General features: G+C 64.5%; 23 protein-coding genes. 17 read left to right on the top strand and 6 right to left on the bottom strand.

All coding sequences use genetic code 11. The features are described from left to right. Positions 1-161: 161 nt before the first annotated feature. Positions 162-893, top strand: a complete 732-nt coding sequence (locus tag GGR73_RS13360) for a YceI family protein (protein WP_016902868.1) — start codon at positions 162-164, stop codon at positions 891-893. 168 nt (positions 894-1,061) lie between these two features. On the opposite strand, the gene GGR73_RS13355 is transcribed toward GGR73_RS13360, so the two are convergent. Both GGR73_RS13355 and GGR73_RS13350 read right to left on the bottom strand, forming a co-directional pair. Further along, positions 1,062-1,850 carry a siderophore-interacting protein gene (locus tag GGR73_RS13355; RefSeq protein ID WP_184457323.1) on the bottom strand — a complete coding sequence of 263 codons (789 nt, stop codon included), beginning with the start codon at positions 1,848-1,850 and terminating at the stop codon, positions 1,062-1,064. A gap of 358 nt (positions 1,851-2,208) precedes the next feature. Beyond that, positions 2,209-2,751: a PadR family transcriptional regulator gene (locus tag GGR73_RS13350; protein WP_039515620.1), complete on the bottom strand. Its 543-nt coding sequence runs from the start codon at positions 2,749-2,751 to the stop codon at positions 2,209-2,211. Positions 2,752-2,944: 193 nt separating this feature from the next. On the opposite strand from GGR73_RS13350, the gene mdcA reads away from it, so the two are divergent. The 9 genes from mdcA (at position 2,945) to GGR73_RS13305 (ending at position 12,136) form a co-directional block, all read left to right on the top strand. Continuing rightward, positions 2,945-4,591 (top strand): malonate decarboxylase subunit alpha, encoded by a 1,647-nt coding sequence (gene mdcA / locus GGR73_RS13345; RefSeq protein ID WP_024937871.1) that lies wholly within the window; start codon positions 2,945-2,947, stop codon positions 4,589-4,591. 9 nt (positions 4,592-4,600) lie between these two features. Next, positions 4,601-4,918 carry a malonate decarboxylase acyl carrier protein gene (mdcC, locus tag GGR73_RS13340; RefSeq protein ID WP_016902872.1) on the top strand — a complete coding sequence of 106 codons (318 nt, stop codon included), beginning with the start codon at positions 4,601-4,603 and terminating at the stop codon, positions 4,916-4,918. Positions 4,919-5,393: 475 nt separating this feature from the next. Next, positions 5,394-6,296 carry a biotin-independent malonate decarboxylase subunit beta gene (locus tag GGR73_RS13335; RefSeq protein WP_184457485.1) on the top strand — a complete coding sequence of 301 codons (903 nt, stop codon included), beginning with the start codon at positions 5,394-5,396 and terminating at the stop codon, positions 6,294-6,296. After that, positions 6,287-6,991: a biotin-independent malonate decarboxylase subunit gamma gene (mdcE, locus tag GGR73_RS13330; protein WP_104574857.1), complete on the top strand. Its 705-nt coding sequence runs from the start codon at positions 6,287-6,289 to the stop codon at positions 6,989-6,991. Before GGR73_RS13335 ends, mdcE begins: the two co-directional genes overlap by 10 nt. Positions 6,992-6,993: 2 nt before the next feature. After that, positions 6,994-7,635 carry a malonate decarboxylase holo-[acyl-carrier-protein] synthase gene (mdcG, locus tag GGR73_RS13325; protein ID WP_184457321.1) on the top strand — a complete coding sequence of 214 codons (642 nt, stop codon included), beginning with the start codon at positions 6,994-6,996 and terminating at the stop codon, positions 7,633-7,635. Positions 7,636-7,985: 350 nt separating this feature from the next. Further along, positions 7,986-8,798, top strand: coding sequence for a triphosphoribosyl-dephospho-CoA synthase MdcB (gene mdcB / locus GGR73_RS13320; RefSeq protein ID WP_184457487.1), 813 nt, complete (start codon positions 7,986-7,988; stop codon positions 8,796-8,798). A gap of 178 nt (positions 8,799-8,976) precedes the next feature. Beyond that, positions 8,977-9,897 carry a malonate decarboxylase subunit epsilon gene (gene mdcH, locus GGR73_RS13315; RefSeq protein ID WP_184457318.1) on the top strand — a complete coding sequence of 307 codons (921 nt, stop codon included), beginning with the start codon at positions 8,977-8,979 and terminating at the stop codon, positions 9,895-9,897. A gap of 84 nt (positions 9,898-9,981) precedes the next feature. Beyond that, entirely contained in the window at positions 9,982-11,337 is a 1,356-nt protein-coding gene (locus tag GGR73_RS13310) for an SLC13 family permease (RefSeq protein WP_024937865.1), read from the top strand. A gap of 79 nt (positions 11,338-11,416) precedes the next feature. Continuing rightward, positions 11,417-12,136, top strand: coding sequence for a GntR family transcriptional regulator (locus GGR73_RS13305; protein ID WP_024937864.1), 720 nt, complete (start codon positions 11,417-11,419; stop codon positions 12,134-12,136). Positions 12,137-12,285: 149 nt separating this feature from the next. On the opposite strand, the gene GGR73_RS13300 is transcribed toward GGR73_RS13305, so the two are convergent. From GGR73_RS13300 to GGR73_RS13285, 4 genes are all read right to left on the bottom strand, one after another. Further along, positions 12,286-12,909 carry an HAD hydrolase-like protein gene (locus tag GGR73_RS13300; protein ID WP_184457316.1) on the bottom strand — a complete coding sequence of 208 codons (624 nt, stop codon included), beginning with the start codon at positions 12,907-12,909 and terminating at the stop codon, positions 12,286-12,288. Between the two features lie 240 nt (positions 12,910-13,149). Continuing rightward, the gene (locus GGR73_RS13295) at positions 13,150-13,569 is read right to left on the bottom strand and encodes an STAS domain-containing protein (RefSeq protein ID WP_005923815.1); all 420 of its coding nucleotides are present in this window, start codon (positions 13,567-13,569) and stop codon (positions 13,150-13,152) included. Further along, a complete protein-coding gene (locus tag GGR73_RS13290) occupies positions 13,566-13,997 on the bottom strand; it encodes an ATP-binding protein (protein WP_184457314.1) in 432 nt (143 codons plus the stop codon). The genes GGR73_RS13295 and GGR73_RS13290 overlap by 4 nt, the downstream gene beginning before the upstream one ends. Then, positions 13,997-15,946 (bottom strand): SpoIIE family protein phosphatase, encoded by a 1,950-nt coding sequence (locus GGR73_RS13285; RefSeq protein ID WP_221234151.1) that lies wholly within the window; start codon positions 15,944-15,946, stop codon positions 13,997-13,999. Before GGR73_RS13285 ends, GGR73_RS13290 begins: the two co-directional genes overlap by 1 nt. A gap of 237 nt (positions 15,947-16,183) precedes the next feature. Between GGR73_RS13285 and GGR73_RS13280 the strand changes: the two genes are divergently transcribed. The 7 genes from GGR73_RS13280 (at position 16,184) to GGR73_RS13250 (ending at position 26,963) form a co-directional block, all read left to right on the top strand. Next, positions 16,184-16,843, top strand: coding sequence for a hypothetical protein (locus GGR73_RS13280; protein ID WP_184457481.1), 660 nt, complete (start codon positions 16,184-16,186; stop codon positions 16,841-16,843). Continuing rightward, positions 16,840-18,165, top strand: coding sequence for an XVIPCD domain-containing protein (locus GGR73_RS13275; RefSeq protein WP_184457311.1), 1,326 nt, complete (start codon positions 16,840-16,842; stop codon positions 18,163-18,165). The genes GGR73_RS13280 and GGR73_RS13275 overlap by 4 nt, the downstream gene beginning before the upstream one ends. 990 nt (positions 18,166-19,155) lie before the next feature. Next, complete coding sequence (locus tag GGR73_RS13270) at positions 19,156-20,157, top strand: arabinogalactan endo-1,4-beta-galactosidase (protein ID WP_024937856.1); 1,002 nt, start codon at positions 19,156-19,158, stop codon at positions 20,155-20,157. A gap of 396 nt (positions 20,158-20,553) precedes the next feature. Then, complete coding sequence (gene aceE / locus GGR73_RS13265; protein ID WP_184457309.1) at positions 20,554-23,241, top strand: pyruvate dehydrogenase (acetyl-transferring), homodimeric type; 2,688 nt, start codon at positions 20,554-20,556, stop codon at positions 23,239-23,241. 296 nt (positions 23,242-23,537) lie between these two features. Next, a complete protein-coding gene (locus GGR73_RS13260) occupies positions 23,538-25,256 on the top strand; it encodes a reverse transcriptase family protein (RefSeq protein ID WP_184457307.1) in 1,719 nt (572 codons plus the stop codon). A 271-nt stretch (positions 25,257-25,527) separates the two neighbouring features. Beyond that, entirely contained in the window at positions 25,528-26,478 is a 951-nt protein-coding gene (locus tag GGR73_RS13255; RefSeq protein WP_184457305.1) for a hypothetical protein, read from the top strand. Positions 26,479-26,666: 188 nt separating this feature from the next. Continuing rightward, positions 26,667-26,963, top strand: a complete 297-nt coding sequence (locus GGR73_RS13250; protein ID WP_456362966.1) for a transposase — start codon at positions 26,667-26,669, stop codon at positions 26,961-26,963. Positions 26,964-26,997 lie beyond the last annotated feature (34 nt).

The following is a 26,997-nucleotide window of genomic DNA, read 5'->3' as shown; positions in this document are numbered from 1 at the left end:
ACGTACACTCCGGCTTCGGGGCGCGCCACCCGCACCACCTGACGACCGCGCCTTGTGCAACCCGCCCCGGGCGCCCGTTTCGATTTTCCTGCAGTCCTCGTCCGTCTGCGTCTGTTCCATCCGCGTTGATCCAATGCGGTCCCTCATCTCAAGGAGTTTCAATGAAGACCACCCACAAACTGTTGCTGCCGCTCGCCCTGACCCTGGCCATCGCTGCCTGCTCCAAGCCGGCCGACAACGCTGCCGCACCGGCTGCCGACACCCCGGCCGCCACCGCACCGGCCGATGCCGCTGCCACCACCCCGGCCCCGGCTGCTGCGCCGGCCGCCTCGACCGCGCCGGCCGTGGAAGTGGCCTCCGGTACCTACACGCTGGATCCGAGCCACACCGACGTGATCGCGCAATGGAGCCACTTCGGCTTCTCCAACCCGAGCGCGCATTTCGGCAATGTCGACGGCACCCTGGTGTACGACGCGGCCGACGTGACCAAGTCCACCGTGCAGGTCACCCTGCCGCTGTCGGGCCTGAACAGCTTCACCGCCAAGTTCGACGAGCACCTGAAGAGCGGTGACTTCTTCGACGCGGCCAAGTTCCCGACCGCCACCTTCAAGAGCACCAAGGTCGAAGCGGCCGGCCCCAACAAGCTGACCGTCACCGGCGACCTGACCATCAAGGATCAGACCAAGCCGGTCGTGCTGGACGTCACCCTCAACGGTGCCGGCGAGCACCCGATGAAGAAGGTGCCGGCAGCCGGTTTCGACGCCACCACCACCATCAAGCGCACCGACTTCGGCGTGGGCCAGTACGCCCCGAACGTCAGCGACGAAGTGAAGATCCGCATCACCACCGAAGCTCTGCAGGCCAAGGCCGGTGACGCTGCTGCTGCCAAGTAAGTCGCAGCGCAGTCGATGCATCGGTGCGAGCGATCGCACCGATGTGCGGAACGCAAAAGCCCGCCAATCGGCGGGCTTTTGCTTGAGCGTAACCGCCCGGCTTTTGTAGGAGCGGCCCAGGCCGCGACAGCTCCACCCTCCGCCCGCCACAAGGCGCACGCCAACGCCTCACTCCGCAGCAGGGTTCGCCTTCCAGTAGCCCTTCGCGCGCACCGAGTCCTTGTCCACGCCCATGTGCTCTTCGAGAAACTTGCGCATCGCACGCGCGCGCATGGATTCGGTACCGATCCAGTAGAACGTGTCGCCGTCGTGCGGCTCGTAATCGCGCAGGCTGTCTTCCAGCAGCGTGCTGCTGGCGGCATCGAAGCCGTTGCGTTCCAGCCAGTACACGTCCACCTCGGCGGCGCTGAGCAGTTCCTGGCGCTCGGCCGCATCGGCAATTTCGATAAAGACCTCTGCATGCATGTCGGCGGGCATCGCTTCCAGCCAGCGGCCGATCGCGGGCAGCGCGGTTTCATCGCCAATCAGCACGTAGTGGTCGTAGTCATCGGCAACCAGGAACGAGCCGCGCGGGCCGCCGATCTTCAGCGTATCGCCGGGCTGTGCCTGCGCCGCCCAGCTGGAGGCCACGCCGTCGCCGTGGAGCACGAAGTCGATGCTCAGCTCACCGCTTTGCGGATCGAATGCGCGCGGGGTGTAATCGCGGCCGGGCGAGGGCAGCGCGCCTTCGGCATAGCGCGGGCCGTCCGGCGTCATCGTCGGCAGCACGAAGGCGCCATCGGCATTGGGGAAGAACAGCTTGACGTGATCGTCCGGTGCCTCGCTCTGAAAGCCGGCAAGCTCGCTGCCGCCAAACACGATGCGGCGCATCTGCGGCGTCAGCGATTCGCAGCGCGCCACCTGCACGGAGCGCAGGCGCGGATCGCGGCGGAGTTGGGTGTGGGTGTGGATGGCCATGTAGTGCGATTCCTGGATGTGGCGCGCAGATGCGCGGCGGGGGAGTGACTGCAAACGGTGATGCGACGATCTGGCCAGCGAGCTGGCAAAGAACAGCGGTTGTTGCTCACCCTTCTCCCATCGGGAGAAAGTGCCCCACAGGGGCGGACGCGGGTACGGGCGAAGCCGCGTGCATCTGCCAACCAAGCAAGGTCGATGTCTTGCAGCGACACGCTGATCAAATCGCAGAACAGCGCAGGGACAGCAATGCATGCATGCCACTGACGCCGCGCAACGCAACCACTGCGATGGCACGGCTCTGCCGCAAGGCGCAATCAGGCCGGCATCGGTTGGCTTCGGATCACGGCGATAGACGCACTCAGCCGTCGTCGCGCTCCATGCCGTCAGCGGCGGCGTTGAGTAGCGCGGCAATGCGTGTGGTTTCTGCATCCGTCCATTGCCCGTGCCGCGCAAACAGACCGTGCTTGATGCGGTGGATGGCCTCGCGAATCGGCGCCGGGGTCTGTGCCTTGATCAGCTCGCGTGCGCGGCGGTGGGTGCGGGCCAGTGCCGCATCCAGCGCGTCACGGTGCTGCGCCGCATACGTACGGCCAGAGGCGGTGACCTGATAGCGCTTGCGTCCTTCGTCCAGCGCGGTCTGCACCCAGCCATCGGCTTCGAGCTGCGCCAGCGCCGGATAGATGGCGCCCGCGCTGGGCGTGTACAGACCTTTGAACAGTGCAGTGATCTGCCGCATCAACTCATAACCGTGGCGCGGCTGTTGCTCGATCAGCGCCAGCAGCAGCAAGCGCAGGTCGCCATGTTCCAGCGGCCGTGCGCGCCCGGCGCCACCGCGACGCGTCGCACTGGGCGCTGCGGATGGATCGAGCTCGCTCGGCAGGTCGTCGTGGCGGGAGCGCATCGTTATTCGATATATCGAAGTATGGCGAAAAGATATATCGAAGTGTGCTGGCCCGCAAGCGCCTGCCTGTCGCCCGGCTGACCGGCCTGGCTATCCCTGCCGCCCATGCTGCAACGCGGCTAGACACAGCCGGTCTCCATAATTACGATGTAATTACTTCGACATTACGGGCCCGGCCCGGTGAGGCAGACGCATGAGTCGACAGTGGGACACCCAGGCCGAAAGCCGGCGCCAGCGCCTGCAGCGCGCCGCAGCCCTGGCGCCGCAGGGGCGCGTGGTGGCCGCCGATGACGTGGTGGCGCTGCTGGAGGCGGTGATCGAACCCGGCGACCGCGTCTGCCTGGAAGGCAACAACCAGAAGCAGGCCGACTTCCTGGCGCGCTGCCTCACCGAGGTGGACCCGGCGCGCGTGCACGACCTGCACATGGTGCAATCGGTGTTGTCGCTGCCCGCGCATCTGGACGTGTTCGAGCGCGGCATCGCCAAGCGGCTGGACTTCTCGTTCTCCGGCCCGCAGGCCGCGCGCCTGGCCGGGCTGGTCGGCGAGGGCCGCATCGAGATCGGCGCCATCCACACCTACCTGGAATTGTTCGGCCGTTACTTCATCGACCTGACCCCGCGCATCGCGCTGGTCACCGCGCAGGCCGCCGACCGCCACGGCAATCTCTACACCGGCCCGAATACCGAAGACACCCCGGTGATCGTGGAGGCCACCGCGTTCAAGGGCGGCATCGTGATTGCGCAGGTCAACGAGATCGTCGACACGCTGCCGCGCGTGGACATCCCGGCCGACTGGGTGGACTTCGTCACCCAGGCGCCCAGGCCCAACTACATCGAACCGCTGTTCACCCGCGACCCGGCGCAGATCTCCGAGATCCAGGTGCTGATGGCGATGATGGCGATCAAGGGCATCTACGCCGAGTACGGCGTGGACCGGCTCAACCACGGCATCGGCTTCGACACCGCCGCGATCGAATTGCTGCTGCCCACCTATGCCGAATCGCTGGGGCTGAAGGGCAAGATCTGCCGGCACTGGGCGCTCAATCCGCATCCGGCGCTGATCCCGGCGATCGAATCGGGCTTCGTGCACTCGGTGCATTCGTTCGGTTCGGAACTGGGCATGGAGGCCTATATCGCCGCGCGCCCGGACATCTTCTTTACCGGTGCCGACGGCAGCATGCGCTCCAATCGGGCGTTGTCGCAGACCGCCGGCTTGTATGCCTGCGACATGTTCATCGGCTCCACCCTGCAGATCGATCTGCAGGGCAACAGCTCCACCGCCACGCGCGACCGCATCGCCGGTTTCGGCGGCGCGCCCAACATGGGCTCGGATGCGCGCGGCCGCCGGCACGCCAGCGACGCCTGGCTCAAGGCCGGGCGCGAGGCGGCGCGTCCCGGCGAGATGCCGCGCGGACGCAAGCTGGTGGTGCAGATGGTGGAAACCTTCCGCGAACACATGGCGCCGGCCTTCGTCGACAGGCTCGATGCCTGGGAGCTGGCCGAGCGCGCCAACATGCCGCTGCCGCCGGTGATGATCTACGGCGACGACGTCAGTCACGTGCTGACCGAAGAAGGCATCGCCAACCTGTTGCTGTGCCGCAGCGCCGAAGAGCGCGAGCAGGCCATCCGTGGCGTGTCCGGTTACACCGCCGTCGGCCTGGGCCGCGACAAGCGCGCGGTGGAAAACCTGCGCGATCGCGGCGTCATCAAGCGGCCGGAAGACTTAGGGATTCGTCCACGCGATGCCACGCGCGACCTGCTCGCCGCGCGCACGGTCAAGGACCTGGTGCGCTGGTCCGGTGGGTTGTACGACCCGCCGAAACGTTTTCGCAACTGGTAGGGGCACAGCATGGAAACCCTGCGGTATCGCTTCGATGGTCAGCATGGCGCACGCGCCGGGCTGGACCATGCGCTGGTCGGCGTGGTCGCCTCCGGCAACCTGGAAGTGCTGGTCGAGCGCGTGCCGCTGGACGGCGCGATGGAGATCGAGATCCTCACCGCCGCGCGCGGGTTCGGCACGATCTGGCAGGCGGTGCTGGACGATTTCGCCGCGCGCCATCCGCTGCGCGATGTGCGCATCAGCATCAACGATGTCGGCGCCACGCCAGCGGTGGTGAGCCTGCGCCTGGAGCAGGCGCTGGACGTCCTGCAGGGAGCCGCCGCATGAGCCACCCCTCTCACCCCGTAGGAGCGCACCAGGGCGCGACGGGCTTTCCCGGTAACGCCGCAGTCGCGCCCGGGTGCGCTCCCACGCGCGTCGTGGGGAGCACCACTGTCGATAGTGCCGACCGCAGCAATCCCGTAGGAGCGCACCAGGGCGCGACGGGCTTTCCTGGTAACGCTTCAGTCGCGCCCGGGTGCGCTCCTACGCGCGTCGTGGGGAGCACCACTGTCGTTAGTGCCGAGCGCAGCAATCCCGTAGGAGCGCACCAGGGCGCGACGGGCTTTCCTGGTAACGCTTCAGTCGCGCCCAGGTGCGCTCCTACGCGCGTCGTTAGGAGCACCACTGTCGATAGTGCCGAGCGCAGCAATCTTGTAGGAGCGCACCAGGGCGCGACGGGCTTTCGCGGTAACGCTTCAGTCGCGCCCGGGTGCGCTCCTACGCATGTTGTCGGGAGATACGTATGAGCACCACCATTCCCATGGCCAAGCGCAGCTATTACGAGGCCGATGCGCGCGAGCGCATCGAGGGCGTGCTGGATGCTGGCAGCTTCCGCGAATTCGTCGGTCCGCGCCGTCGCCTGATCAGCCCGCATCTGGCCCAGCTGGACACGCCCGGCGCCTTCGATGACGGCATCGTCGTCGGTGAAGGCACGCTGCGTGGGCGTCACGTGCTGATCGCCGCGCAGCAAGGCGCCTTCATGGGGGGCGGCGTCGGCGAGGTGCACGGTGCCAAGCTCACCGGCCTGCTTGAACGCGCCGCTGCCACGCAGCCGGCGGCGGTGCTGTTGCTGCTCGACACCGGCGGCGTGCGTCTGCACGAAGCCAACGCCGGCCTGATCGCCATCTCCGAAATCATGCGCGCCACCTTGGACACGCGCGCCGCCGGCGTGCCGGTGCTGGCCTTGATCGGCAGCGGCAACGGCGCCTTCGGTGGCATGGGCATCGTGGCGCGCTGCTGCAGCGCGGTGATCATGTCCGAAGAAGGCCGCCTGTCACTGTCCGGCCCGGACGTGATCGAAACCGTGCGGGGTGTGGAGGAGTTCGACGCGCGCGATCGCGCCCTGGTGTGGCGCGTCACCGGCGGCAAGCACCGCTATCTGCTGGGCGAGGCGCAGACGCTGGTGGCCGACCGCATCGCCGCATTCGCCGATGCCGCCGTGCAGGCGCTGGACACGCTGACCGAGCCGGAAGGCGAGGCCGCATTGCAGGCGCTGGAACTTGCACAGCAGCAGTTGGCCACGCGCATCGCCGCCTACGGCGATTGCCGCGACGGCCTGGAGATCTGGCAGCGGCAGGGCATCGTCGAGGCGCAGCGCCTGCCGCTGCTGGACACCGACGCCTTCCTCGCCGCCACCGCCGACCGGAGCACGCCATGGAACTGAGCCAACTGCTGGACCAGCTGTTTCCGCTCGGCCACGCCATCGCCCGCAACGACGATGTGCTCACCGGCAGTGCCACCACGGCCGCAGGCGAGGTCACCGTGATCGGCACCGCCAACAAGCTGGAAGTCGGCGTGGACCACGCGCTGGCACTGGCGGCGACCGTGTTGGCGAGCACGCGCGCGCACCCGCAGCGGCCGATCGTGATGCTGGCCGATACCGCCGGGCAACGGCTGGCGCGCCGTGACGAACTGCTCGGCATCAATGGCTATTTCGCGCATCTGGCACGCACGCTGGATCTGGCCCGCAAGCGCGGCGCGCGGCTGGTCACGCTGGTGTATGGCGAATCGGTCAGCGGCGGCTTTTTGTCGTTCGGTCTGATGGCCGACCATATCCACGCATTGCCGGATGCGCAGATCCGCGTGATGGATCTGCGTGCGATGGCGCGCGTCACCAAGCAGAGCGTGGACACCTTGCAGGCGCTGAGCAAGAGCTCGCCGGTGTTCGCGCCCGGCGTGGAGAACTACGTGCGCATGGGCGCGGTGGAGTCGCTCTGGGATGGCGATCTGGCGCAGGCGCTGCTCGATGCCCTGGCCGCGCCCAGCGATGGCGATCAACGCCGGGCACTTGGCGCGCAGCGTGGCGGGCGCACCCTGGCGCGCGATGTCGCTGCGGCCGTGGCCGCGGGCGAGGCCTGAGCATGCCCGGCCGCCACGCACTGGTGTGGCTGCATCCCGGCGCGCGCTGGCAAGCGCTGACGCCGGGTGCGCAGCCACGGCTGCAGCAGTGGTTTGCTGCAAGTCTGCCGGCAGTGGTGGCGCGTGGCGATGGCAGCGAGGCACCCGGCAGCCTTCGGCTGGGCGTGCCCTTGCCGCCAGACGAAGGCAAGCAGCGCCTGGCACTGAGCGCCGGCCTGGACGAGGTCGCGCGCAGCACCGCGCCATTGGCGCTGGACGCGGTGATCGCAGCCGCACCCGCCGCAACGCAGCGTGCACTGCAGGCCTTGTTGATCGAGTGCAATGCCAACGCCCTGCAGCCGCGCGTCTTCGGCAGCTTCGCGTGGCAGGCCCTGACCGGGCTTGCGTATGTGCACGCGCAATCGGATCTGGACCTGTTGTGGTCCATTGCCACACCCGAGCAGGCGCAGGCAGTGGTGACAGTGCTGCAGCGCTGGGAACAGCGCCACGGGCTGCGCGCAGACGGCGAACTGCTGCTGCCCGACGACACTGCGGTGAACTGGCGCGAATACGCCGGCAGCGCGCAACAGGTCTTGGTGAAGTCCCCCAACGGCTGCCGCTTGCTGCCGCGCAGCGCGCTGTTTCCGGTATGGAGCGCGGCATGAGCACGCTGGTCGAACGCACTGCCGATGCCAGGCGTTCCGTGACGCCTTGCAACGCGGTGGAGCGGCAGCGGCCAGTGACAGGAGCCGAGCAAACGGGCATCGCACCATCCCTGGTTGATGCGGTCAGCCAATCGACGCACCTGATTCGTGCCGATCACGAATCGACGCTCGCACCGACACCGTCAGCGGCGCACGACGTACCGCCGCAGCCGCTACTGCGCCTTGCGCGCGCAGGCGCTGGTTCGAACCGCGTGCATGCGCCATCGCGCGCTGCACGCACGCATGGCGAGCTGCAAGGCAGTGCAGCCCGACAACACGCATCGCATCCTGAAGCCGGCACCGCCAGCGCGCTGGCGCATCGGCTGGGGCGGCTGGCGGTCGCCGCCCTGCATGCGGAACTCGGCTGCGCGCCCAAGCCCGGCCTGGTCACGCCGTTCGACAGCGGCAGCCATGCCGATATGGACGCGTCGACATTCCTGCGCAGCCTGTTCGCCCTGCGCGGCTACTTCGTCGCGATTGCACAGGCCGGTATCGACAACGCGCCGTTCGAGCAATTGCGCCAGCTCGGCATCGCGGCCGAAGCGGCGATGCTGCGCAGCACCGGCGGCATCAATACCCACCGCGGTGCAATTTTCAGCCTGGGCCTGCTCACTGCGCAGGCGGCGCGCTTGCGTGCCGTGCATGGGCATGCCCCTGCCGGCGAAGCAGTCTGCAGCGCGGTGCAGGTCTGGCGCGATGCATTGCGGGCCGCGCCGCTGGATCCACACAGCAATGGCCAGCGCGTGCGCGCGGCGTTTCGGATCAGTGGCGTGCGCGAACAGGCCGCGGCCGGGTATCCATTGCTGCGCGAGATTGCACTGCCGTCACTGCGCAGTGCATTGCGCAGCGACGCCACGCGCGAGGCCGCACTGGCGCAGACCCTGATGCGCCTGATTGCCGAGGTCGACGATCTCAACCTGCTGCATCGCGGCGGGCAAGACGGGCTGGCTTACGCAAAGGCGCAGGCGCATGCGTTTCTGGCCGATGGCGGCATCGCGCATCCGCAGTGGCGCGCGTGCCTGCACACCATCGGCAGGCAATTTGTCGCGCGTCGCCTGAGCCCGGGTGGCAGCGCCGATCTGCTGGCCTGCGCCTGGTTCCTGCACTGTCAGGAGACGGCATGAGCCTGTGTCGAGCACTGGCAGCTGCCAAGGCGACGTCCACGCAGGCGTGTGGCGGCGCGGCCCTTCGCACTGTCTCAGTGAACGGCGTGCTTGTCTTGGTCACGGAACAAAATGCCCACAGTGCGAATGAAGGCGACGCTCGCACAAGGCACAGCATTTTCTGCAAGCAGGCCACCGCATGAGCCTGGCCGTGCTCTGTCCCGGCCAGGGTGGGCAGCACGCCGCGATGTTCGCGCGGGTTGCCGATGCGCCTGCCGCGGCCGAGGTAATCGCTGCCGCGAGCGAGCTGCTTGGCGCCTCGGCGCAAACGCTGGCCGCAGACAACTCCCGCTACACCAATGCCATTGCACAGCCGCTGGTCTGCGCCGGCACGCTGGCGCACTGGCAGGTGCTGCGTGCGCAGCTGCCAACGCCGGTGTTGGTGCTGGGCTACAGCGTCGGCGAGCTGGCCGCGCATGCGGTTGCCGGCGGCATGGAGATCGCCACCTGCTTGCAACTGGCTGCCACCCGCGCGCGCCTGATGGATGCGGCCAGCCCGCAACATGCCGGCTTGATGGCGGTACTCGGCCTGCCGCTGCGTACGCTGGAGGTGCTGTGCCGGACGCATGGCGCGGCCATCGCCATCGTCAATGGCGACGACCACGCCGTGCTCGGTGGGCCGCAGGCGGCGCTGCAGGCACTGGGCGATGCAGCGCAGGCGCAGGGCGCACGTGTCACGCCGTTGCCGGTGAGCGTGCCGGCGCATACGCCGTGGTTGCGGGCGGCTGCCGACGCCTTCGCCGTCGAATTGAACAATGCGGCCGTGCAGGCGCCCAGGCTGCGTGTGCTGGCCGGCATCGATGCGCGTGCCGTCACCACGCAGGCCCTGGTGGTGGACACGCTGGCCGCACAGATCGCGCAGACCGTGCGCTGGTCCGAGGTGCTGGTGCAGGCCGCCGAACGCGGCGCGCGGGTGTTTCTCGAACTGGGGCCCGGTAGCGCATTGACGCGCATGGCGCGCGAGCGCGTGCCGGGCTGCGAAGCGCGATCGGTCGACGAATTTCAGAGTACCCACGGGGTGGTCGAGTGGGTCAACGCCGCATGCGAGCGCGCGGCATGACGGTCGAGGTGGTGCACACGGCGTAACCCTTGGGTGGCGGGTGGCCATCCGTGCTGTACGCGTATCAGGTGTCTGGGAGGGCGCATGACCCCGCAAATTGCAACGATTCTTGGCTTGGTGATCATGTTCATCGTCGCCACCGCATTGCCCATCAACATGGGCGCGGTGGCCTTCGCGCTGGCCTTCATCATCGGCGGCGTGTGGGTGGGGCTGGACGGCAAGGAGGTGCTGGCCGGCTTTCCGGGCGACCTGTTCCTGACCCTGGTCGGCATCACCTATCTGTTCGCCATCGCGCAGAAGAACGGCACCATCGATCTGCTGGTGCACTGGGCGGTGCGCGCGGTGCGCGGGCGCATCGTCGCCATTCCCTGGGTGATGTTCGTCATCACCGGCCTGCTCACCGCCTTCGGTGCGCTCGGGCCGGCGGCGGTGGCCATCATCGGCCCGGTGGCGCTGCGCTTTGCCAAGCAGTACCGCATCAATCCCTTGATGATGGGCCTGCTGGTGATCCATGGCGCGCAGGGCGGCGGCTTTTCGCCGATCAGCGTGTATGGCGGCATCACCAACAAGGTGGTGGAAAAGGCCGGGCTGGACGTCACCGAGATGGCGGTGTTCCTCACCAGTCTTGGCTTTAATCTGATGATGGCGATCATCTGCTTCTGCGCCTTCGGCGGGCTCAAGCTGATGCGCCGGCAGGAGGTCTCGCTGGCCGATGCGCAGTATGTGGCGGTGGCCGACGACCAGGCTTCCAAGCGCCCGTTCGCAATCGAAGGGCATGGTTCGCTGGTGGCCGCCGGTGGCGGCACCTTGTCGACCAATCCGCTGGCGCTGGAGGCGGTCGCCATCACGCGCGATCGGGTGATCACGCTGGTCGGCCTGCTCGGCCTGGGCATCGCCGCGCTGGTCTACAACCTCAACGTCGGCCTGGTCTCGATCACCGTGGCGGTGGCATTGGCGCTGATCTCGCCCAGCGCGCAGAAGGGCGCGGTGGACGGCATCAGCTGGTCCACGGTGCTGTTGATCAGCGGCGTGGTCACCTATGTGGCGGTGCTGGAAAAGGCCGGTGCGGTGGACTACATCGGCACCGGCGTGTCGCATATCGGCATGCCGTTGCTGGGGGCGCTGCTGGTCTGCTACGTCGGCGGCATCGTTTCCGCATTCGCCTCGTCGGCGGCGGTGCTGGGCGCCACCATTCCGCTGGCGGTGCCGTTCCTGATGCAGGGCCAGCTTGGTGCGGCCGGGGTGATCTGCGCGCTGGCGGTATCGTCCACCATCGTCGATGTCAGCCCGTTCTCCACCAATGGTGCGTTGGTGGTGGCTTCTGCCGCCAAGGAAGAACGCGACGCGCTGTTCCGCCGCTTCCTGGTCTACAGCGGGCTGGTGGTGTTGCTGGGGCCGCTGGTGGCCTGGCTGCTGTTCGTGGTGCCGGGCTGGCTGTGATCCGGCCCGCGTCCGGCAGGGCATTGGGGCGCCCCGGTAGAATGGGCGCCCCCACGCCAGCATCGACGACCCGCCTGCCATGACCCTCGCCCCTGATTCGCGCAACGCCAAGAAGCGCGTACCGCTGTACGAGGAAGTGGCCGAGCGCCTGCGCCAGAAGATTTACGACTACGCGCTGCCGCCGGGCGAATGGATCGACGAACCGGCGCTGGCCGAGGAACTCGGCATCAGCCGCACCCCGCTGCGCGAGAGCCTCAAGCTGCTCGCCGCCGAAGGCCTGGTGCAGCTGGACGCCGGCCGCGGCAGCCGGGTCACGCGGCTGACCCTGGAAGACCTCAACCAGTTGTTCCCGGTGATGGCGATGCTGGAAGGCCGCTGCGCCCACGATGCGGTCAAGCGCATCGACGCAGCCGGCGTGCAACGCCTGGAGGAGCTGCACGCGGCAATGGAAGCCGCCGCCACCGCTGGCGACCTGGCCGAGTACTACCGCAACAATTACCTGATCCACGAGACCGTGCAGCAGTACGCCGGCAATCCTTGGTTGATCCGCGTCACCCACGATCTGCACCGCATCCTCAAGATGCACCGCGGCCGGCAGCTGTTGACGCCCGGGCGCATGGCGCAGTCGCTGGCCGAGCACCGCGAGCTGATGGCCTGCGTGCGCCGCGGCGACGCCGAAGGCGCAGAGCGCACGATGCACGGGCATCTGCTGAGCCAGGGCCAGGCCTTGGCGGCGTATGTGGCAGCGGGTGGCATGTTGAACGTGCCGGCGCCCTTGCCGAGGGTGGGTGGGGTCTAGCAGTCGGCGCTGTCCGGGCGCATCACCCCGCGCACCGAGATCGCACCTTCCTTTTCCCATCGGGAGAAGGTGCCCGAAGGGCGGATGAGGGTACGTGCGCACGCAGCACCGGAAAGCTTCTCGCTCTTGCGAATCCCAATCCCCGCCGCCTACTCCCCGCCCAACGCAAGCAAGTCATCCACGCCTTCGATCAACCGCGCCCCCGCCAATCCCGCAAACGCCTCCGGATGCGCATAGCCCCAGGCCACCGCAGCAAAAGGCAGACCCACCGCTTGCGCCGCCTCCCAGTCGGCGACCTGATCGCCCACGTACACCGCCTGCGCTGCGGTGTGCCCGGTGCTGCGCAACACGCGACGCAAGGCGCGCTGTTTGCCCAGCAGATGCGCACCGCCGTCGATCACTGCGAACTTCGCGCTCAGCTCCTCGCCCAGCGCGCGCTGCACATTCTCCACCGAGTTGGACGACACCAGGGCCAGGCAGGTGCCGCGGGCGTGCAGGGCCTGCAGCACCTCGGCAATGCCGTCGAACAAGGCCATCGGTGGGGCGGCACGCATCAGGCGGATGAAGTCGACGGCCACCAGCGGGATGCGCCAGCTGCTCAGCCCCGATCGCTTGAGCAGCTGGCGGGTGCTCAGGCGGCGCGCGGCGTCCACTTCATGCGCTTGCGCGGCGCGGAAGCCGTGCCGCTCGGCCAGTACGCGCTGCGTGCTCAGAAAGAAACCGAACGAGTCGGCCAGGGTGCCGTCGAAATCGAAGATGATCAGCTTGGGCATTGCAACGCAGGGATCAGGGCGTCATAGCCTAACCATTGCTGCACTCATGCCGTACGCAGACACGCCACCGATGTGCGCACAGGCGAGGCGACACCGCAACGCGATCGGCACAACCACTGCGCGCATCGCCAGGCAGGCGCGCGTCCGATGCCGGGGATCGGCATGTACCACGCGTATCCTTCGCCGAGCGCGCCGTCTACATCCAGCCGGCGCCTGTTCGCCATGCGGCGCTAGCCGCGCTCAGGCCTCGGCGAAATGCGGCACGATCGGCGTATCGCCTTGCGCATGCTGTTCGATGACCTTGCGCTGCATCGCCGCCAGGTAGGCATCCAGCTCTTCGGTGGAGGCGAAGACATCGCTCAGCGGCACTGCCTTGACCATGTCGAAGACCTTGCGGATCTGCGGCTGCGGGTTGGTCACCAGCACCTTGCCCTGGCGCGTGGCCAGGGCCTTGCGCGCCTTGAAGATGCAGCGGATGCCGGCGCTGGAGATGTATTCCAGCGCGGTCAGGTCCAGCACCAGCGTGGTGATCAGGGTGCCCAGCAGCGGCGACAGCGCCGCGTCCAGATCCTGGTAGGTGTGGGTGTCCAGGCGCCCGGTCAGGATGACGCGTTGACGGGTGTCCTGCGGCGGGTCGATCTGAATGGCGAGCGTGGTCATGACAGTGCCTCGGGGACGGGGGCGTACGGGTAGAGCAGGGTGACGCGCACCACGTTGTATGCACCATCGCGGCGGTAGTCGATGTGATCGGCGAACTGATGCACCAGGAACAGCCCCAGCCCGCCGATCGCGCGCTCGTCGAGCTCGGCACTCAGGTCCGGCATCGCGGCGGCGGTGGGGTCGAACGCACTGCCGGGGTCGTGCATCTCCAGCACCAGCGCCTGCGGGTCCAGCTGCAGTTGCAGGCGCAGCGGCTGCTCGGCGCACTGGCCGTGGGTGAGCGCATTGCAGCCGAGCTCTTCCACGATCAGCCGTACCTGGCCGATGCGCTCGGCGTGCAGTCCTTCCAGCGTGAGCGAGTGTTCCAGCGCGTCGTTGGCGCCGGCCAGCTGGGCCAGCGAGGGCGCGATGGCCAGGTCGAGCTTCATCAGGTCGTTGCCTTTCCGGGTGCGTCCCGGCCAGCGTCTGCGACCCGCCCAGCATGCTCCTGGCGCAGCCGGATCGCCAGCAGGGTGATGTCGTCGTACGGGTCGGCCTGGCCGGTGAAGTGGGCGATGTTCGCGATCACCGCCTTGCACTGCGCCGCCGCGCTGCGGCGTGGCCGCAAGGCGCCGAGCAGGCGCCCCAGCCCATAGCTGGCCCCTTGCTCGTCCATCGCCTCGGTCACCCCGTCGGTATAGCCCAGCAGCGTCTGCCCGGCGCTCATGCGGCCCTGCAGCACCGGGTAGGCCACCTGCGGCTCGATCCCCAGCGGCGCGCCGGTGTCCAGCGGCAACGGCCGCGCGCTGCCGTCGATGTCGATCAGCACCGGCGGCTCGTGGCCGGCACTGGCCAGCCAGTAGTCGCCGCTCACCACGTTGATCACCCCGCACAGCACCGTGGCGAACATGCAGGTGTCGTTGTTTTCCGCAAGCGGCGTGGAGGCGGCGATCAGGATGCTGTCCGGGCGCGTATGCCGGCGCGCGGCGATTTCCAGCACGCTCACCGCGCGCGCCATGAACAAGGCGGCCGGCACGCCCTTGTCGGACACATCGCCCACCACGAACCATAGCAGCCCCGGCTCGGTCTCGACGAAGTGGTAGAAGTCGCCGCCCACCGCCTTGGCCGGCTCCAGCCAGGCGCAGGTTTCCAGATGCGAACTGGCGCGGTCGAAGGTGCGCCCGGAGGGCAGCATCGCCTGCTGGATCTCGCGCGCAATCTGCAGCTCGCTGTGCATGCGCTCGCGCGCGGCGGTCATCTCGCCGATCTGCGCGATGTGGTCGCGGATCGCATCGCGCGCGCTGTCGAACGCACGCGCCATCACGCCCACCTCGTCGCGGCGTTCGATGTGCTGCAGCGGGTATGCGAACTCGCCACGGCGAAAGTGCTCGGCGGTATCGGTCAATTCCTCGATCGGGCGCGTCAGCTTGCGCGTGATCCGCCCCATCAGCCACCACCACACCACCGCGCCCAGCAACGCCGCCAGCGCCACCCACGCGGCCAGCCAGTTCAGGCCCGCCAGCACATAGCCTTCCGAGGCGGACAGCACGAAGGTCCAGCCGCTGCGCCCCACCGCCGCGCTATGGGTCAAAAAGCGCTTGCCATCCGGCGCGGTGTGCGCGAACGAGATCGGCTGGCCCGCCGCCACCGCGCGCTGCAACGGCAGCAGGTCGGGCCGCGAATGCGCCACGTAACGCTCCAGCGTGTAACGCAGGTTGAGCGCCGGGTCGGGGCTGAACACCAGCATGCCTTCGGGCGACAGCAGCATCGGCTGGATGCCGATGTCGCGCGGCAGCTGGTCGATGATCTCGCGCAGGTGCTGCAGCGGCAGGTCCACGCTGACCATGCCCACCGGCGCGGCATCCACCGCATCGCCCGGCCGGCGCAACGGCAGGTTGTAGCTGGTGTACAGCGCGTTGCCGCCATTGGCGTTGAGGTACGGCTCGGACCACCACGCGCGGCCTTCGCGCTGGGTGCGCAGATACCACGGCATCGCGCGGTAGTCGTAGCCCAGGTCCTGCACCGATTTCTCCAGCACGCGTGTGCCGTCGCGATGCACGTACCAGACAAACCCGGTGTCGCGCGCCTTCTGCGTGTGCGGCTCGATGATCAACCGCGCCGCACCGATATCCGGGTCGCCGCTGAGCGTGGCCAGCAGCAGCGCGCGCAGATTGAACGGCTGCAGCCCCACCGCGCTGCTGCTGGCAGCCAGCGTGCGGCCGCTCACCTGCACCGAGTCGAGCATCGCCGCCAGGCTGCGCGCGGTCTGCTCGGTCAGGCCATCCACCTCGGTGCGCGCCGCCTCCACCAGCTCGGCGCGTGCGCCCAGGTAGAACACCGTGCCCAGCAACGCCAGCAACACCACCAGCACGGCGGTGGCGGCCAGCAACACGCGCATGCGCAGGCTGTGCCGCCAGTGCACCCGCGGGGTGACGGCCACGCGGTCGGCTGGCGATGTGGGACCCGTGGCGATGGCGCGCTTCCGTGGCGGCGGATGGCCCCGATCATGGCAGTTTTGCGGCCGCCGGCAACCGGCTCACGGCCGCCTCATCCTCAGCTGCCGTAAATTGACCCCAGCGGGTCAAGCAAACTAGATTGACTCCCCCTATCGCCATGGAGGCCGGCCTTGCGCCAGATTCTGACCCCGAGCCTGCTGGCCCTTTTGCTTACGGCCTGTAACGCCCCGGAGACCAGCATGACCCAGACCCAATCCCCCGCAACCGAGGCCGCCGCAGAAGCCGACGTCGAGGCCGGTGGCCGCGGCCTTGCCAAGTTGAATCCCAACCCGCGCAAGGCCTACGCGCTGACGGTCACGTTGGACAAGGCGCCAGGCAGCTTTGCGGAAGTGAATGGGTATGCACAGTACGACGTCAGCAACGACAGCGAATGCGGCCAGATTCATCCGCAGACAGGCGTCGGGCAGCGCATCACGAGCAGTGAGCCGGTCGTGCTGAAAAAAGTATCCGAGCAAGAATATCAAGGAGTCATCCACCTCGATCTCATGCTGGATGAGGATTACTACGGGCGAGGTCAATGTCATTGGGAAATGACGGGGGCACGTGTTTCTCTGAAGGCCAGTGGAAAGAAAGAGGAGACCGCATTTTTACCGTTCATCGAGACCAAGGATGTCATCGCCGGCAAACCCGTCACTCTGTATTTCTGGAAGGGCGGCTATCCCAAGGAAGATATCGAGGACTACGCCGACAACGGCTTGCCCTCGGCGTCGGAATTCAAGCCTGAGCTGCGCGATGAATTGTTCTCGGTCACCCTTGTCGCCAAAGAGGTTTCGCCGTGAAGCCTACCTCGCAGCAATATGCCATTCTTTCGAACGAGGGCTACGTCGATCACAAGGTCGGTAAGCGTGGCCCTGGTGACCGTGAGCGAGTGGATGTTGGCGGCGAGAGTTACGAAATTTTGGAGCACGTCAACAATCGAAAGACGGGCTATCAGGGAACGATCTATCAACGTGTTGGCGGCGGAGACATTGTCGTCGCTCACCGGGGCACCGAGGAAATCCTGCGTGACGCGGTGCAGGCAGACGGTTCCATGGTGTTTCAGCGCATCAACCCGCAAGCTGATGATGCGATAGCCCTGACAAAAAGTGCACTTGGCTATGCGGCCAAGCAGGAGCAGCGTACTGGGCACGCTCCTGAGGTTACGGTGACTGGTCACTCGCTGGGCGGAGCGCTTGCGCAGGTCAGCGCGCACCACTTCGATCTGAAAGGGGAGACCTTCAACGCTTACGGCGCAGCGAGCCTGGCGTATCGCATCCCCGAGGGTGGCACCAGCGTGGTCAACCATGTCATGGCCGCCGATCCTGTGAGCGCCGCATCTCCGCATTTCGGAGAGGTGCGCGTTTATGCCAGGCCCAACGAGATCGCAACGCTGAGCGCCATGGGCTACAGCAACAGCAAGGTGAATTTCCTGATTCCCGATTCACCTGTTGCCTCTGCTGTCAATTCGTTGGGTTCGCACACCATCAAAAACTTTCTGGATGAGCGTTCTCCGCTTAATGACCCGCAAGCGCGTCAACTTGCAGATCAAAACAAGAGAATGATCAACGAGTACAGATCTGATCTGGACGAGATCCGGACAGGGATCACCTTGTTGAGCCGGGGGCCGAAGGGCCTCGGCCAGGACGCCATCGACGCCATCCGCGGCCCGCTTGCTCCGGGCGAGCCTGCCAAGCGCGACGCACGCGAGCACGGTAACGAGCACACCTCGCTGCGTATCGACCAACCGGGGCATGTGGGCAATGCCTTGTTCCAGGACGCGCAGCGTGGCGTGCACGCACAGGACGCACGTGCAGGGCGCGCGCCCGACCAGCAAAGCGCCCAGTTGTCCGGCTCGCTCGCCTCGGAAATGCACGCCGCCGGTGGCCAGCGCATCGACGCGGTGATGATGAGCCCCGATGCCGCACGCACCTTCGCCGTGCAGGGCCGTGTGGACGACCCCGCGCAGCTGCGTGTCAGCGTGGAAACCATGACCGCGATGAACACCCCGCTGGAGCAGAGCAGCCAGCGCGTGGCCGACAATGCCGCACGCCAGTCGCTGGCGCTGGAGCAGCAGCAAACCCAGACCCAGCAACAACAGCAGGGTACACGCGCGCTGGGCTGAGTGCGTTATGCATGCGTGGCGTTGGGCAGCCGACAAAACGGCTGCGCAGCCGTCAGGTGGGCGCGGCCGTTGCCCGGAATTGGCATGGACCACGCCTGCTGCGGTGCTGGGGCGCGCCACTCGCACCATCTGACGGCCGCTCGCTACGCGCTGGTAGTCGCGCTTGATGCGGTGACTGCGCCCGACCCGCAGGCCTGACGCGGCGACGCGTCGATCCGCCAATTGCCGCCATCGAGTGGCGTGTAAGAAAAACGCCGGCTTGCCCGGCGTTTTTCGTTTCGGTCGCTGCCCATCCATGGACGCGAGCGTGTCGAGTACGCCGAGCGGGCAGGGCAGCTGGAAGGCGAGGCGGTCTTCACCCGTCGGGCTGCTGCTGTCGAGCTGGAATCGCACTTTGCCGCGCAGCGCCGGTGACGGTGATCGAGCCAGGGGTGTCCTTACAGAATCAGCTGTCAGCCACAGCCACAGCCACAGCCACAGCCACAGCCACAGTCACAGCCACAGTCACAGTCACAGCGCGCGGTGAGCGGTGAGCGGCGTGCGTACGGCGATGGTGTGCGCTTCCAGCGACGCGCCCCGGTGCCGGGAAGTCGGCAGCACGTCGCCGCATCGCATCGCATCGCATCGAGCCCAGGTCTGCTTGTGCTGCCCTAACAGTCGACCACGCCTGTCACCTCAGCGACCGATCGCCAATCGCAGACCCGCTGCGCACTACCGCGCCGGTTTTCTGTTGCACCCGCACAACAATGCGCTGGCGAAAATATCGCCAGTTCGCTGGCGCAAGGTGTTTGCCGCCGCGAGATATGCCGCAACCACGCAGCAGCTATAGCGAGCGCGACCGCATTGCGCCGCCGTGCTGCAATCGCCACCGTTTCGCGGCGTGTCTGGCCGCTGCGGGCAGCGCCGCATCACCACAGGCACGCGGCGAGTTCAGGGGGATCAGGCAGGGCGCCATGTGGCGCGACATCCATCGATCAAGGGAGAGGGTTCATGCACGTTTTTCGCAAGGGGTACCACCGTTTGCTGCTGGTGCTGCTGCTGGGTGGCCTCAGCGCCGGCGCCGGCGCGCAGGGCATCGCCAAGGGCGCCGATGTCAGCTGGCTCAACCAGCAGGCCGCGGCCAACCCGCCGCAGGTGTTTCGCGATGCTTCCGGCAACACCACCGACTTCATCAAGCTGTTCAAGGATGTGGGCGGCAACGCCATCCGCCTGCGCGTGTGGGTCAACCCGTCCGGCGGCTGGAACGATGGCCGCGACACCCTGGACAAGGCCAAGCGCGCCGCCGCGCAGGGCATGCGCATCATGATCGACTTCCACTACAGCGACAGCTGGGCCGACCCCGGCAAGCAGACCAAGCCGGCCGCCTGGGCGGGCCACTCCGTCGCCCAGCTCAATACCGATGTCTACAGCCACACCCAGGGCATCCTCAAATACCTCAAGGACAACGGCATCACCGTCAGCTGGGTGCAGGTGGGCAACGAGATCAACAGCGGCATGTTGTGGAACGAGGGCAAGACGCCCAACTTCGCCACGCTGGGCCAGTTCATCAACAGCGGCTACAACGCCACCAAGGCGGTGTACCCCAACGCCAAGGTCATCGTGCACCTGGCCAACGGCTACGACAACGCCAACTTCCGCTGGTTCTTCGACAACCTGCGCTCGGCCGGCGGCAAGTGGGACGTCATCGGCATGTCGCATTACCCGCCGGTCGGCAGCTGGCAGGACTACAACAACCGCCTGGACACCAACATGCGCGACATGATCTCCCGCTACGGCAGCGACGTGATCGTGGCCGAGGTCGGCATGGACTGGCAGCAGGCCGCCACCACCCGCGCCATGCTCACCAACCTGCTCAGCCGCAGCAGCGCCATCGGATCGCGCGTGCTCGGCATCTTCTACTGGGAGCCCAACGCCTACCCCGGCTGGCAGGGCTACACCATGGGCGCGGTTAACAACAACGGCCAGCTGACCGAAGCGCTACAAGCGTTTTGACCCCCCCCACCGCCGTAGGACGCACCCGGGCGCGACGGGCTTCACCGGTAACGCCCCTCGCGCCCAGGTGCGCTCCTACAGAGCGCCACGCGTAGGAGCGCACCCGGGCGCGACCGGGCTTTGCCGGTAACGACTCTCGCGCCCGGGTGCGCTCCTACGGGGCAGGCGTGCCGGTCCATTCCGGCCGGTGGCCCTTATCCTTTGGTCGTATACCGGCAGCGCCCGCTGCAGCGGATCGTCGTCCCAGCCGGCATCGGTACCCCACCCACGCACAACACCGTCCGATTCCATACGCACCCGTAGCGAGGAATGGCAACAGGTGCGTGCGGTACACTTGGGGGTTCACGAATTCACGATGTCGACACACCCGCGGGGTGTGTCCCCCCGGGAGCGCTAATGAACTGGTTGAACGAAGTGCTGCACAACGATCCGAACCCGCTTGAGACGCAGGAGTGGCTCGAATCGATCAAGGCCGTCATCGACGTCGAAGGCCCGGAGCGCGCCCATCAGCTGCTGGAAGGCATGGTCGAGCAGACCCGCCGCGCCGGCGCTTACCTGCCGTTCTCGCCCACCACCGAGTACGTCAACACCATCGCACCGGCCAACGAGGCCAAGAACCCCGGCGACTCCGCGCTGGAGTGGAAGATCCGCTCGATCATCCGCTGGAACGCCATGGCCACCGTCGTGCGGGCCAACCGCAAGCCGGGCGACCTGGGCGGCCACATCGCCTCGTTCGCCTCCAGCGCCACGCTGTACGACGTGGGCTTCAACCACTTCTGGCGCGCGCCCAGCGACCAGCACCCGGGCGATCTGCTGTTCATCCAGGGCCATAGCGCCCCGGGTGTCTACGCCCGCGCCTTCCTGGAAGGCCGCATCAGCGAAGCCCAGCTGGACAACTTCCGCATGGAAGTGGACGGCCAGGGCATCTCCTCCTACCCTCACCCGTGGCTGATGCCCGAGTTCTGGCAGACCCCCACCGTGTCGATGGGCCTGGGCCCGCTGGCCGCCATCTACCAGGCGCAGTTCATGCGCTACCTGGAAAACCGCGGCCTGATCGAGAAGTCCGACCGCAAGGTGTGGTGCTTCATCGGCGACGGCGAGAGCGACGAGCCGGAAACCCTCGGCGCCATCGCGCTGGCCGGCCGCGAAGGCCTGGACAACCTGATCTTCGTGGTCAACTGCAACCTGCAGCGCCTGGACGGCCCGGTGCGCGGCAACGGCAAGATCATCCAGGAGCTGGAAGGCGTGTTCCGTGGCGGCGGCTGGAACGTCATCAAGCTGCTCTGGGGCGGCTACTGGGACGCGCTGCTGGCCAAGGACACCGACGGTGTGCTGCGCAAGCTGATGATGGAAACCGTAGACGGCGAATACCAGAACTGCAAGGCCTTCGGCGGCGCCTACACGCGCGCCAACTTCTTCGGCAAGTACCCGGAGACCGCAGCCATGGTCGCCGGCCTGTCCGACGACGACATCTGGCGCCTCAACCGTGGCGGCCACGACCCGCACAAGGTGTATGCCGCCTACCACCAGGCCGTGAACACCAAGGGCATGCCCACCGTGATCCTGGCCAAGACGGTCAAGGGCTACGGCATGGGTTCGGCCGGTGAGGCGCTCAACCCCACCCACCAGACCAAGAAGCTGGACGACGCGGCGGTCAAGCACTTCCGCGACCGCTTCAACATCCCGGTGACCGACGCCCAGCTGGAAGACGGCCAGGTGCCGTTCTATCACCCCGGCGAAGATTCTCCGGAAGTGCAGTACCTGAAGGAGCGCCGCAACGTGCTGGGCGGCTTCCTGCCGTCGCGCCGTCCCAAGGCCAGCAAGTCCTTCGTCGCGCCCACGCTCGACAAGTTCGAGCGCCTGCTCAAGGACAGCGGCGAGCGCAGCTATTCCACCACCATGTCCTTCGTGCAGAGCCTCAACATCGCCCTGCGCGACAAGGAGCTGGGCCCGCGCATCGTGCCGATCGTGGCCGATGAGGCGCGCACCTTCGGCATGGAAGGCATGTTCCGCCAGATCGGCATCTATGCCCCGTTCGGCCAGAAGTACAAGCCGGTCGATGCCGACCAGCTGATGTACTACCGCGAAGACCAGACCGGCCAGGTGCTGCAGCAGGGCATCAGCGAGCCGGGCGCCATCGCCTCGTGGATGGCGGCCGGCACCAGCTACTCGGTGTCCGACGTGCCGATGCTGCCGTTCTACATCTACTACTCCATGTTTGGCTTCCAGCGCGTGGGCGACATCGCCTGGCAGGCAGCGGACATGCGCACGCGTGGCTTCCTGCTCGGTGGTACCGCCGGCCGCACCACGCTCAATGGCGAAGGCCTGCAGCACGAAGACGGCTTCAGCCAGGTCATCGCCGGCTCCATCCCGAACGTGCGTAGCTACGACCCGACCTTCGGCTTCGAAGTCACCGTCATCATGCAGCACGGCATGAAGGCGATGATGGAAGACCAGATCGACGAGTACTACTACATCACCCTGATGAACGAGAACTACGCCCACCCCGGCATGCCGGACGGCGCAGCCGAGGGCATCATCAAGGGCATGTACCTGCTCAAGGACGCCGGCAAGCCCAAGAAGGGCGAGCTGCGCGTGCAGCTGCTGGGCAGCGGCACCATCCTGCGCGAGGCCATTGCCGCGGCCGAGCTGCTGGACAAGGACTTCGGCGTCACCGCCGACATCTGGTCCTGCCCCAGCCTCAACGAAGTGCGCCGTGATGGCTACGCCGTCGAACGCTGGAACCGACTGCACCCGGAAGCCGAACAGCGCAAGCCCTACGTCACCCAGCTGCTGGAAGGCCGCCAGGGCCCGGCAGTTGCCGCAACGGACTACGTGCGCGCCTTCGCCGACCAGATCCGCGCCTTCGTGCCGATGACCTACACCGTCCTCGGCACGGATGGGTTCGGTCGCTCGGACACGCGTGCCAACCTGCGCCGGTTCTTCGAGGTCGACCGTTACTACATCGCGCATGCGGCGATTGCCGCGCTGGCGAAGGATGGCAAGATGACGGGCAAGGATGTGGCCCGGGCGATCAAGCAGTACAAGATTGATCCTGAGAAGGCGAATCCTGTCGGGGTTTGATCTCGTCAAATAATTGACGAAATAAAGGGCGGCCATTGGCCGCCCTTTATTATTTCTGTCTAGTGACCGGGGCCCGTATGAGCAAGTAGCACTAATGCACATTATCAACAGGCCCCAACGCGCTTTGGGATTTACTTAGGCGAGAGGATTCGCAACAATAAAGGCTGGGATGTCATGGGGCACGTCATGAGTCGATGTATTCGTCGACGCTACAGGACTTACGGGCAAAAACTCGCCCATGGTCAGTTGTACGCCTTAGGCACAATGTTGCCGGAAATGCGGTAGGTTGGTGCTCCATGGCATCCCTCTCCCTCAGTGAAGTCCAGGCGCTCGAGCTGGACCTTAAAAATTTTATCTCGATTTCCACTAGGACTGGTCTGGCGTCTTGGCTGGGGATATCTGAGCGGCAGCTGCGATACATCGCGTATGCCATGTCGCCCGAGAAGAAATATAAATCTTTTCGAATTTCCAAAAGAAATGGTGGGGAGCGCGAAATCAGCGCTCCGACGAGCGTTTTGAAGAAAATTCAAAAGAGAATTGCATTCGGTGTAGATGGTGTACGCAAAAAATCGTTAATTTCGAATGGTTTTGAAAAAGGGCGCTCTATATTTGATCACGCCCAGCCTCATAAACGAAAGTCATTAGTAATAACTGCAGATGTCAAGGATTTTTTTCCATCCATCAACTTTGGGCGTGTAAGAGGTGTGTTTCTCTCGCCGCCCTTCGGATTCAATAACAAAGTAGCAACTTTGCTTGCGCAGTTGTGTACTGATGGGGCGAGCCTGCCTCAAGGTGCGCCTAGTTCGCCCTCCATAGCAAATGTAGTGTGCGTGCAATTCGACCGACTTCTGGTAACGCTCGCCGGAAAATGTCGGTGTTCCGTTACAAGGTATGCAGACGACATATGTTTCTCAACGGGAATGGCTGATGTCCCGAAATACATCGCTGTGCGAAAAGACGGAAACTACGTGCCCAGCCAGGCTCTCATAAAAACCTTCAAGGACGGCGGATTTGAGATTAATCTCGATAAGTTCCGCGTCGTTGACGGCAAAGATGCATTGGTGACAGGTCTGAAGTACCGGGGGGGAATCGGTCTACCTAGAAAGTGGCGCCGCCGACTGAGGACCGAGTTGAACCTTCTCAGAAAGTATGGTGACGGGGCAGAGAAAATTATTGCCAGCTGGGGCGGAGTCACTGAAGTCGCTGGATTGCCAGAGAGTCAAGGGTCGCCGCGCATATTAGGAAAGATTGGTTTCCTGCGTTGGCTAGATGGAAAGGCTGGAAGCAGTAACGCCTTGCGGATGGCTCGTTCCTACCCTCAGCTCCGTAAGGAATTTAGGGCTGTGATTCCGTATGAGAATATTGACCTTCTCGTTGAGGGAGTTACTGACAAGGTTCTGCTACTGGCAGCGCTTTCCGCCCTGCAGGCCAAAGGAAGTTTTTCCGATTTGAAATTAAATTTTCCAGAATCGGCCATGAAAGGTGGGCCGGATTTAGAAAAGACGGTTCGTCTTGTCGCTTCAACCGGAGCTCGAAGGAACCTCACAATCGCACTTTTCGATAGCGATGATAGTGAAGTTCTGGCGAGGGCAGGCCTAGCTCCGCAGTCTGGAGTCTACTACAGGGCGATTGCTTCGGGAGTATATGTTATGGCGCTAAAGCCACCGCCTTGGATGCTGGTGGAATCTTTCTGTATCGAAAATCTTTTGCGTAATGATACGTTTTCCGTCGAAGATTCGCACGGGAGGCGCATGTTCCTCGCTAATGAATTTTCCGAAAATGGTCTGCATCAGTCGAAAGAATTTTTTAGGACTAGGCCAAACAAAAAAGCTATTGTAGTTGACTCCGACGTATACTCAGTTAAGTCTGGGAAATCCATGGCATTAGCTAAGTACGCCTTCTCAGAACTTGTGGCTAATGGGCAGGCCCCCGAGGAAGACTATTACGGTTTCCATGGTACATTCTCACTGATTCAAGAAGTTTCATACGATTTTGCGTTGGATAAAGTCCGCTAGACAGCAGGCTAGGTGTTTGAGATAAATATAATATCGATTTGCCTGCATTGATTTTACTATTTTTACTAGATGTGAATCGGCGTAATTTATTAGTGGACTATTTGCATATTAGTCTTTGATACTAGCTTTGCATAGACAAAGCACTGCGTCAGGCAACTGATATGAGGTTAGTGCAGTAACGCCTTTTTGATTGAGGAATGCGCTGGATTTAGCGTCAGGCCGGGATAATGATTTGCTGGTGGCTAAAACTGAATAAGTCGAGGGTGAATTTATGGCTGGCAAGGAAAACGTTATCCAGGGGGCTATCGTTGCAGCGCTGGAGGTTTATTGTGATAGGAATTGGTTGGGTACGGATGTCTTTGCTCCGTATGCGAATCAGCAAGGGTCAGGATTTAATCAATATTGTGCTGATCTCTTCGCCCGGTTAGGTCGTTCAAAAATTATCTTGCTCGAGGTAAAGGAGCTAGATGTTACGAAGTCAACTGGGGCAGTCACGCTTCCATCATACAGTCCGCATCAGCATGTCGCAGATTGGGACTTCGAAGATCTAGGTGTGCCAATACGCTATGCCTATGCGGGTGTCGAGTGGCTTAGCTATCTTAAAAGCTTCAGAGAGAAGCAATGGCCAAATACCACACTTTTCAAAGTGCATATCTGCAAGCCAAGTGAGTTGTTCGCTGATTATTCTCAACAAAGTAGTGCTCAGCCTGACATGGTATCGCACGAAAACCTTCTTAGCTGGCTACTAAGCGATCCTGGAGTACAATTAGGTGCCGTGGGCTTGCTTTCTTATTTCGCAGAAGTAAAATCTCACGATTTACGCAATCGTATCTTGATCGTAGCCTCAGCTACGTCGGGCGGCATGCAAATAAATTCAATGTCAGCGACAGCTGCGAGAGAATTAGTCGTAAAAGTATTCCGAATGCTTAGGCAACGTGAGGGGAAGGATAATTTCCGTACGTCAATTGATGAAAAAAGTCTCCAAGAGGTCTTGTCAGTTGTCAAAAATATAGCTAAAGAAATAGATTATAAGCGTGGAGTTGTGAGTAAAATTAATTCCAGAAAAACTCAAGCTCCAGATGAATTTTCGGCTAATGAGAGCCCTTCGGATCGTAGTAGGCGCTTAGATGAAGACTCCAGAAAAATTATTGAAGATAGGATCGGGGGCAGACTAAGAGCAAAGGTTACTAAGCAAAAAGAATCGCAAGATTTCGAGAGATAAGTACTTGTGAGAAAATACAGCAAGAAGTGACGGGGTCGAAAAAAATAAGGAGGTCAAAGTAAGGGGGCGAAAAATAAGGAGACGGAGGTAATTAAGCGAACCGGTCGTACAGGCCCGCGCGTCGATGCCTGATAGCGGGGCTGTGTCGCTGCGGTCAGGCTGAGGTCTTCTTCTTGAGCAGGCCTGCCATGCCGCGTCAGCCGCGTCTGGAACTGCCCGGCGTTCCGATGCATGTCGTCCATACTGGCGTGAACCGATGCGCGATCCTCCTGGACGATGAGGATTGGCATCACTATTGCCTGCTACAAGGCTTGGCTTACGAGCGCTTTGCTCTGTGGGTGCATGGTTTTTTACTAATGGACAACCATATGCACCTGCTGGTCTCGGCGGATAAGGCTGGCGCAGTGTCTTCGGCGATGCGGCTCAGCGGCCAATCGGCTGTGCAAGCCTTCAACGTCAGGCACCGGCGCAGCGGAACCCTGTGACAGGGGGGGGGGGGGCGGGGTCAGGTTCACTTAT

Source organism: Xanthomonas sp. F14 (genome assembly GCF_014199865.1).
This window is presented reverse-complemented; position numbering and strand designations above follow the sequence as displayed.